Below are 3,845 nucleotides of genomic sequence, written 5' to 3' on the forward strand. Positions count from 1 at the left end.
CCGCGACGATCGCGCCGGCCGCGAACCACAGCAGCGGCCGGGCGGGATGCGGCGCGACCACGGCGGCCGCCGGGGCGGGGGGCGCCTCGGCCAGGCGGGCCAGGGCGCGGACGGCGCGGAGGGCCTCGTCGGCGAAGTCCTTGACCTTGGCGGCCGGGGAAAGCTCGCGGGCGATCCAGCGGCGCACCACCGGGTCGGCGGCGGCCCACAGGTCGTGGGTCGGGTCGATGCGGCGGGCCACGCCCTCGACGGTGACCATGGTCTTCTGCAGCAGGACCAGTTCCGGCCGCAGGGCCATGTCGAACAGGGCGGTGACCTCGAACAACTGGGCCAGCAGCTTGCCCATCGAGACGCCCTGGGCGTCGCGGCCGAACACCGGCTCGCCCACCGCCCGCAGGGCCTGGGCGAAGGCGTCGCGGTCCTGGTGGGCCGGCACGTAGCCGGCGTCGAAATGAATGGCGGCGACGCGCGGATAGTCGCGATTGAGGAAGCCGTAGAGGATCTCGGCCAGGTACTTGCGCTCGGCCGGGCCCAGACGGCCCAGGATGCCGAAGTCCACCGCCGTGACCGAGGCCGGGGCGGCGACGAACAGGTTGCCCTCGTGCAGGTCGGCGTGGAACAGCCCGTGGTCGAGGGCCTGGGCCAGGAAGCCGCGGGTCACGGCCTCGGCCAGGGCCTTGCGGTCCAGGCCGTCCTGTTCCAGCGCCGCGTCCTCCGACAGCGCCATGCCGGGCGCCCAGCTCAGGGTCAGGAAGCGCTTGCCGACCCCGTCCCAGACCACGTCGGGCGCGCGCATGTGGGGATCGGCCTTCATGGCCTCGCCCAGCTCGGCGCAGCCGGCGGCCTCGAAGCGCAGGTCCAGCTCCAGGTCGAGGGCGCGGATCACCACCTCGACGAACTCGCGGGGCCGCAGGCGGCGGGCGGCGGGAACCAGGCGGTCGGCCAGGCTGGCGGCCAGGCGCAGAGCGGCGCTGTCCTGGGCGACTCGTTGCTCGATGCCGGGCCGCAGCACCTTCACGGCCACCTTCGTGCCGTCCACCAGGGTGGCCGGATGGGCCTGGGCCAGGGAGGCGGCGGCGATCGAGGGCTCGAAGCTGGCGTACAGCGTCTCGAGCGGCCGGCCCAGGCCGCGTTCGACCTCGGCGCGGGCCACGTCCAGCGGGAACGGCGCCAGGCGGTCCTTGAGGTGCGACAGGTCGTCGGCGAACTGGGCGCCGAACATGTCGGCCCGGGTCGACAGGAACTGGCCCATCTTGATGGCGGCCGGACCCTCGCGCTCCAGCACCCGCGCCAGGCGCTCGCCCGGCCGGCCCTGCCGGGCCTTGCCGCCGGCCAGCAGCCGCAGCGCCCGGCCCGCCCACCGCACCGAAGGCGGCAGGATCGGCTCGATCTCGCGCGGGATCAGCGCGTCGGCCCGGACCAGGGCCCAGCCGGCGGCGGTCAGGCGAGGGAGGGCGGAAAGGTTCATCTCGGCGAGGTCCATCGGGCGGCGGGGAATACGATCGGGGACATGCCCATGGGCATGTCCCCGGCCGCCGTCTCGTCATTGTCTGGAAGGAGGATGATCGACTCCAACCCTACAGCGCCCAGCCCTGGTGCATCGCCGCCACGCCGCCGGTGAAGTTGGTGATCGTCACCCGCTTGAAGCCGGCGTTCTCCATCATCGCGGCGAAGGTCCGCTGGTCGGGGAAGCGGCGGATGCTCTCGACCAGGTACTGGTAGGCGTCGCGGTCCTTGGCCAGCCATTCGCCGAACTGCGGGATCAGCTTGAAGGAATAGGCGTCATAGGCTTTCGCCAGCGCCTCGGTCACCGGCTTGGAGAACTCCAGGCACAGGAACCGGCCGCCGGGCTTCAGCACCCGCCGCGCCTCGCGCAGGGCCGCGTCGATGTCGGTGACGTTGCGGATGCCGAACGAGATCACATAGGCGTCGGCATAGGCGTCGGGCAGCGGCAGGCGTTGGGCGTCGCCGACCGTCCAGGTGATCTCGGGCGCGCCGCCCTTCTCGATCCCGGCGCCGATCATCTCGGCGTTGTAGTCGATGATGTTGATCAGGGCGTCGGGACCGCCGCGCCGTTCCTGGGCCGCGCGCGTCATCTTGGCGAAGCGGCGGGCCATGTCGCCGGTGCCGCCGGCGCAGTCGATGATGATCTCGCCCGGCTGCGGGTTGAGGCGCGCGGCGACCGCGTCCTTCCACAGCCGGTGGACGCCGCCGCTCATCACGTCGTTCATCAGGTCGTAGTTCTTGGCGACCCGGTCGAACACCCCGCGCACGAGGCCGGCCTTGGCCGAGGGGTCGACGTCCTGGAATCCGAAGGTGGCGGCGGGCTTGGTCATGCGGTCGCTCGAAATCGCTTTAGGTTCCTGGGGGCGCGGCCCCCTGGCTCAGACTTGTGTCGTTCGGCTCTTATAGCCGCCAGCGCTTCGCCGTCACCGGTTTTGCGTGTCACTGCCGAGAGCATCGTGCGGAAAAGTGGAGACCGGTTTTCCGCAAGAACGATGCGAAAACCAAAATCTAGGGCCAGTCGGGCGATTCCTGCTATCGCCCGGCTGGCCCTAGGAACCGCGCGCGGGATGGCCGATATCTGGCGCCCGTCCGATCCAAGACGCCCTGATCCGAGGTCCTCCTTGCCCGAACTGCCTGAAGTCGAGACCGTGCGGCGCGGCCTGGAGCCGGTGCTGGGCGGCGCCCGCCTGTCGCGCGTGCGCGCCAACCGGCCCGACCTGCGCTTTCCCCTGCCCGACGGCTTCGTCCAGCGCCTGACCGGCGCCAGGATCCTGCGGCTGGATCGCCGGGCCAAGTACCTGCTGGCTCCGCTCGATCGCGGCGACACCCTGGTGATGCACCTGGGCATGACCGGCCGCTTCGAGATCGCCGCGCCGCCGTCGGCTTCCGGGGCCGGCCCGATCCGGGCCGGCGACTTCGCCCGCGCGGTCACGCCCGACGACAAGCACGCCCACGTGGTCTTCGAGACCGAGGCCAGTAACGGGAAGGAGGGGGCGGTGGTCACCTATTACGACCCCCGCCGCTTCGGCTTCATGGACCTGATCGCCACCGACCAGGTCGACCGCCACCCCTGGTTCGCCACCATGGGCCCCGAGCCCCTGGGCGACGGCTTCGACGCCAGGACCCTGGTCGCCGCCTTCAGCGGCCGCAAGCAGGGTCCCAAGACCCTGTTGCTGGACCAGAAGACCGTCGCCGGCCTGGGCAACATCTATGTGTGCGAGGCCCTGCACCGGGCCGGCATCTCGCCGTTCAAGCCGGCCGGGATGATCGCCGGCAAGCGGCTCGGGCCCCTGACCACGGCGATCAAGGACGTGCTGGCCGAGGCGGTCGAGGTCGGCGGCTCGTCGCTGAAGGACTTCGCGGCGGCCGACGGGGCGCTGGGCTATTTCCAGCACCGCTTCCGGGTCTATGACCGTGAGGGCCAGCCCTGCCCCACGCCGGGCTGCAAGGGGGTGATCGCCCGCGAGGTCCAGGCGGGGCGATCGACGTTCTTCTGCCCGGTCTGCCAGGTTTGAGGGCATGGGGTCTTCGATCTCCCGGATCGTGGACGGCAGGCGCGGCTTCGCGGCTCACGCGGAACATCCGCTGAGGGGTGAGGAGGCGCGGAGCGGCCGGGCCCAGCCCGGATGACCGTGAGTATTGTGTTTGCGTTTCGGCGAGGACCGACCGCTCCGCGAAACCGTTGTTCTCGAGGGACGGCGACTGAGGGCCTGTTTCATCCCGATCGACGTTCCCCCTCGGACGGGCAGGATCAAAGTCGCCCGGAAGGGGCCGTCAGCGACTCCGACAGATCCTGGAACAGGCCGGTTTGAACCTCCCGGCCCCGTCGACCCGCCCGT

General features: G+C 71.3%; 3 protein-coding genes. 1 reads left to right on the forward strand and 2 read right to left on the reverse strand.

Annotated elements, in window-relative coordinates; all coding sequences use genetic code 11:
* On the reverse strand, positions 1 to 1,468 hold a 1,468-nt coding region (ubiB, locus tag PMI01_RS19675; RefSeq protein WP_007673008.1), incomplete at its 3' end, for a 2-polyprenylphenol 6-hydroxylase.
* A 109-nt stretch (positions 1,469 to 1,577) separates the two neighbouring features.
* Positions 1,578 to 2,336 carry a class I SAM-dependent methyltransferase gene (locus PMI01_RS19680; RefSeq protein ID WP_007673009.1) on the reverse strand — a complete coding sequence of 253 codons (759 nt, stop codon included), beginning with the start codon at positions 2,334 to 2,336 and terminating at the stop codon, positions 1,578 to 1,580.
* 291 nt (positions 2,337 to 2,627) lie between these two features.
* Between PMI01_RS19680 and mutM the strand changes: the two genes are divergently transcribed.
* Positions 2,628 to 3,521 (forward strand): bifunctional DNA-formamidopyrimidine glycosylase/DNA-(apurinic or apyrimidinic site) lyase, encoded by an 894-nt coding sequence (mutM, locus tag PMI01_RS19685; protein WP_007673010.1) that lies wholly within the window; start codon positions 2,628 to 2,630, stop codon positions 3,519 to 3,521.
* Positions 3,522 to 3,845: the final 324 nt, after the last annotated feature.

Origin of the sequence: Caulobacter sp. AP07 (genome assembly GCF_000281955.1) — a bacterium.
Taxonomy (GTDB): Bacteria; Pseudomonadota; Alphaproteobacteria; order Caulobacterales; family Caulobacteraceae; genus Caulobacter.